This is a genomic window from Paeniglutamicibacter gangotriensis Lz1y, from assembly GCF_000348945.1.
Classification (GTDB): Bacteria; Actinomycetota; Actinomycetes; order Actinomycetales; family Micrococcaceae; genus Paeniglutamicibacter; species Paeniglutamicibacter gangotriensis.
In genome coordinates this window covers 1-5,518 of sequence record NZ_AOCK01000017.1, presented here as the reverse complement: position 1 = coordinate 5,518, position 5,518 = coordinate 1, and the positions used below count along the sequence as shown (strand labels likewise).

3 rRNA genes are annotated in these 5,518 nt (G+C 54.1%); all 3 read right to left on the bottom strand.

Annotated elements, in window-relative coordinates:
* Positions 1-62: 62 nt before the first annotated feature.
* Positions 63-179, bottom strand: a 5S ribosomal RNA gene (gene rrf / locus ADIAG_RS19695).
* 181 nt (positions 180-360) lie between these two features.
* A 23S ribosomal RNA gene (locus ADIAG_RS19690) occupies positions 361-3,494 on the bottom strand.
* A 587-nt stretch (positions 3,495-4,081) separates the two neighbouring features.
* A 16S ribosomal RNA gene (locus tag ADIAG_RS19685) occupies positions 4,082-5,518 on the bottom strand; the annotation flags it as partial.

Below are 5,518 nucleotides of genomic sequence, written 5' to 3'. Positions count from 1 at the left end.
AGGGGGTGCTTAAACATCGGAACCCCGAACACACATAGTGTTCGGGGTTCCGGGACAAATATGTCCGGCGGTGACCTACTCTCCCACACCCTCCCGAGTGCAGTACCATCGGCGCAGTGGGTCTTAGCTTCCGGGTTCGGTATGGGACCGGGCGTTTCCCCCACGCTATGACCGCCGTAACTCTATCAACCACAACCAACAACCCACAAAGAGGGTGTTGACGGGTAAAAATGGGGTTACGACCACAATAGTGGTTGTATCTTGTTGTATCCGCGAAAAACAAACACAGGTTTGTTGTTTCGGGACCGTATAGTGGACGCAGCAATACTTGCCAACCACCCGTAGGTGGTGTGGTGTTTGTGGTTTAAGTTGTCGGCCTATTAGTACAGGTCAGCTTCACGAGTCTTTAGTCCTCGCTTCCACATCCTGCCTATCAACCCAGTGGTCTGGCTGGGGGCCTCTCACACTCAAAAGTGTATGGAAATCTCATCTCGAAGTGGGCTTCCCGCTTAGATGCTTTCAGCGGTTATCCCTTCCGAACGTAGCTAATCAGCGGTGCACTTGGCAGTACAACTGACACACCAGAGGTTCGTCCGTCCCGGTCCTCTCGTACTAAGGACAGCTCTTCTCAAATTTCCTGCGCGCGCAGCGGATAGGGACCGAACTGTCTCACGACGTTCTAAACCCAGCTCGCGTACCGCTTTAATGGGCGAACAGCCCAACCCTTGGGACCTACTCCAGCCCCAGGATGCGACGAGCCGACATCGAGGTGCCAAACCATGCCGTCGATATGGACTCTTGGGCAAGATCAGCCTGTTATCCCCGAGGTACCTTTTATCCGTTGAGCGACGGCCGTTCCACAACGTGCCGCCGGATCACTAGTCCCGACTTTCGTCCCTGCTCGAGCTGTCGCTCTCACAGTCAAGCTCCCTTGTGCACTTACACTCGCCACCTGATTGCCAACCAGGCTGAGGGAACCTTTGGGCGCCTCCGTTACTCTTTAGGAGGCAACCGCCCCAGTTAAACTACCCATCAGGCACTGTCCCTGACCCAGATCATGGGCCGAAGTTAGGTGACCGGTACAGCCAGAGTGGTATTTCAACGATGACTCCACCCGAACTAGCGTCCGAGCTTCACAGTCTCCCACCTATCCTACACAAGCTGCACCGAACACCAATACCAAACTATAGTAAAGGTCTCGGGGTCTTTCCGTCCTGCTGCGCGTAACGAGCATCTTTACTCGTAATGCAATTTCGCCGAGTTCATGGTTGAGACAGCGGGGAAGTCGTTACTCCATTCGTGCAGGTCGGAACTTACCCGACAAGGAATTTCGCTACCTTAGGATGGTTATAGTTACCACCGCCGTTTACTGGGGCTTAAATTCTCAGCTTCGCTCTCGAAAGAGCTAACCGGTCCTCTTAACCTTCCAGCACCGGGCAGGAGTCAGTCCGTATACATCGTCTTGCGACTTCGCACGGACCTGTGTTTTTAGTAAACAGTCGCTTCCCCCTGGTCTCTGCGGCCCACACTCGCTACGGAACGCAAGGTTCCATCACGAGGCAGGCCCCCCTTCTCCCGAAGTTACGGGGGCATTTTGCCGAGTTCCTTAACCATGATTCTCTCGATCGCCTTAGTATTCTCTACCTGATCACCTGTGTCGGTTTGGGGTACGGGCGGCTAAAACCTCACGTCGATGCTTTTCTTGGCAGCATAGGATCACCGAATCACCCCCCAAAAGGGGCGCCTATCGGGTCTCAGGCTTGAATGAGTCACGGATTTGCCTATGACTCGCCCTACATCCTTGGACCAGGTCAATTCCATTGCCTGGCTCGGCTACCTTCCTGCGTCACACCTGTTAATACGTTTACCTTCCTGGTTCGGGTCCCACGCCGCACACCCGATACCCTTCCCGAAGGAAAGATGGTGGGTCTTTGGGGTGGTTAGCATCACCAGGTCAATATTGGCGGTTTTTTACCGGTACGGGAATATCAACCCGTTGTCCATCGACTACGCCTGTCGGCCTCGCCTTAGGTCCCGACTTACCCAGGGCAGATTAGCTTGACCCTGGAACCCTTGATCATTCGGCGGACGGGTTTCTCACCCGTCATTCGCTACTCATGCCTGCATTCTCACTCGTGTAGGCTCCACCGCTGGTTTACACCGCGACTTCACTGCCCACACGACGCTCCCCTACCCATCCACACGGCTGGACCACGAAGGCCTGCCAAATATATGAATGACGCAACTTCGGCGGTGTGCTTGAGCCCCGCTACATTGTCGGCGCGGAATCACTTGACCAGTGAGCTATTACGCACTCTTTCAAGGATGGCTGCTTCTAAGCCAACCTCCTGGTTGTCTTCGCAACTCCACATCCTTTTCCACTTAGCACACGCTTAGGGGCCTTAGTTGGCGTTCTGGGCTGTTTCCCTCTCGACTATGAAGCTTATCCCCCACAGTCTCACTGCTGCGCTCTCACTTACCGGCATTCGGAGTTTGGCTGACGTCAGTAACCTTGTAGGGCCCATTAGCCATCCAGTAGCTCTACCTCCAGTAAGAAACACGCAACGCTGCACCTAAATGCATTTCGGGGAGAACCAGCTATCACGAAGTTTGATTGGCCTTTCACCCCTACCCACAGCTCATCCCCTCCATTTTCAACTGAAGTGGGTTCGGTCCTCCACGCGCTCTTACACGCGCTTCAACCTGGCCATGGGTAGATCACTTCGCTTCGGGTCTAGATCACGCCACTAACTCGCCCTATTCAGACTCGCTTTCGCTACGGCTTCCCCACACGGGTTAACCTCGCGACGTAACACTAACTCGCAGGCTCATTCTTCAAAAGGCACGCTGTCACACCAACAAGGGTGCTCCAACGGATTGTAAGCGCACGGTTTCAGGTACTATTTCACTCCCCTCCCGGGGTACTTTTCACCATTCCCTCACGGTACTTATCCGCTATCGGTCATTGGGTAGTATTTAGGCTTACCAGGTGGTCCTGGCAGATTCACACGGGATTTCTCGGGCCCCGTGCTACTTGGGATACTCTCACAAAGCGGCAGACACGCATTAGCACTACGGGACTCTCACCCTCTACGGTCCGGCATTCAAACCGATTCGCCTATACGCCTGCACCTCACTTCACCAGTCCGGCAGAACTGATATGGAAAGTCCCACAACCCCGACCATGCAACGCCCGCCGGCTATCACACATGGCTCGGTTTAGCCCCATCCGCGTTCGCTCGCCACTACTAACGGAATCACTTTTGTTTTCTCTTCCTGCGGGTACTGAGATGTTTCACTTCCCCGCGTTCCCTCCACGCAGCCTATGTGTTCAGCTGCGGGTCATACGCCATGACAGCGTACGGGGTTTCCCCATTCGGAAATCCTGGTCTCAACGTCCGGTTATCGACTCCACCAGGCTTATCGCAGATTCCCACGTCCTTCTTCGGCTCCCAATGCCAAGGCATCCACCGTGCGCCCTTGAAAACTTGACCACAAACATGATCAATTTACATGAGCTATATATATTACAATCGAAAGAACCAAGAAAGACACACTCTAAAGCGTGTCCACCAGGTTCAATAATTCATAAGAAATTGCTTATGCAAAACAAAACCAAAAAAGAACCAACAACCCCAAAAGGCTACCGGTCCATCAATCTTGCTTCACAAGATGCTCGCGTCCACTATACAGTTCCCAAACAACAACCCCATCACACCCACCACCAACACACCCCACAAAAGAGGTAACGTGCCGGCTTAGGCCATGCGCGGGACAATCCAGAAAAAACACTACCCAACACCCCGCACACACCCCAAAAGGAGCATCATGCGAAACATCGGGGCCTGTTATTTCAGGACCCAACAGTGTGCCAAAAAACCATCCACCATCATGAAAACCATTACCTTCCAACCCGCAAGCGAGCGTACTAACAACACTTTTCACACCATGAACAGCCATAATTTGTTGATATTCCACCCTTGAGCACTCGCCCATCAACACAAGTGATGGAAACGAGCAGCACTGAACACCCACAAACAAACCACAGTGGGTCCGATGCCTGGTGTTAGTTGCTCCTTAGAAAGGAGGTGATCCAGCCGCACCTTCCGGTACGGCTACCTTGTTACGACTTAGTCCCAATCGCCGGTCCCACCTTCGACGGCTCCCTCCCACAAGGGGTTAGGCCACCGGCTTCGGGTGTTACCAACTTTCGTGACTTGACGGGCGGTGTGTACAAGGCCCGGGAACGTATTCACCGCAGCGTTGCTGATCTGCGATTACTAGCGACTCCGACTTCATGGGGTCGAGTTGCAGACCCCAATCCGAACTGAGACCGGCTTTTTGGGATTAGCTCCACCTCACAGTATCGCAACCCATTGTACCGGCCATTGTAGCATGCGTGAAGCCCAAGACATAAGGGGCATGATGATTTGACGTCGTCCCCACCTTCCTCCGAGTTGACCCCGGCAGTCTCCCATGAGTCCCCACCATTACGTGCTGGCAACATGGAACGAGGGTTGCGCTCGTTGCGGGACTTAACCCAACATCTCACGACACGAGCTGACGACAACCATGCACCACCTGTGAACCAGCCCCAAAGGGGAAACCGTATTTCTACGGCGATCTAGCACATGTCAAGCCTTGGTAAGGTTCTTCGCGTTGCATCGAATTAATCCGCATGCTCCGCCGCTTGTGCGGGCCCCCGTCAATTCCTTTGAGTTTTAGCCTTGCGGCCGTACTCCCCAGGCGGGGCACTTAATGCGTTAGCTACGACGCGGAAAACGTGGAATGTCCCCCACATCTAGTGCCCAACGTTTACGGCATGGACTACCAGGGTATCTAATCCTGTTCGCTCCCCATGCTTTCGCTCCTCAGCGTCAGTTAATGCCCAGAGACCTGCCTTCGCCATCGGTGTTCCTCCTGATATCTGCGCATTTCACCGCTACACCAGGAATTCCAGTCTCCCCTACATCACTCTAGTCTGCCCGTACCCACCGCAGATCCGAAGTTGAGCCTCGGACTTTCACGATAGACGCGACAAACCGCCTACGAGCTCTTTACGCCCAATAATTCCGGATAACGCTTGCGCCCTACGTATTACCGCGGCTGCTGGCACGTAGTTAGCCGGCGCTTCTTCTGCAGGTACCGTCACTTTCGCTTCTTCCCTACTGAAAGAGGTTTACAACCCGAAGGCCGTCATCCCTCACGCGGCGTCGCTGCATCAGGCTTTCGCCCATTGTGCAATATTCCCCACTGCTGCCTCCCGTAGGAGTCTGGGCCGTGTCTCAGTCCCAGTGTGGCCGGTCACCCTCTCAGGCCGGCTACCCGTCGTCGCCTTGGTGAGCCATTACCTCACCAACAAGCTGATAGGCCGCGAGTCCATCCTTGACCAATAAATCTTTCCACCAAAAACCATGCGGTTCACGGTGCATATCCAGTATTAGACCCAGTTTCCCAGGCTTATCCCAGAGTCAAGGGCAGGTTACTCACGTGTTACTCACCCGTTCGCCACTAATCA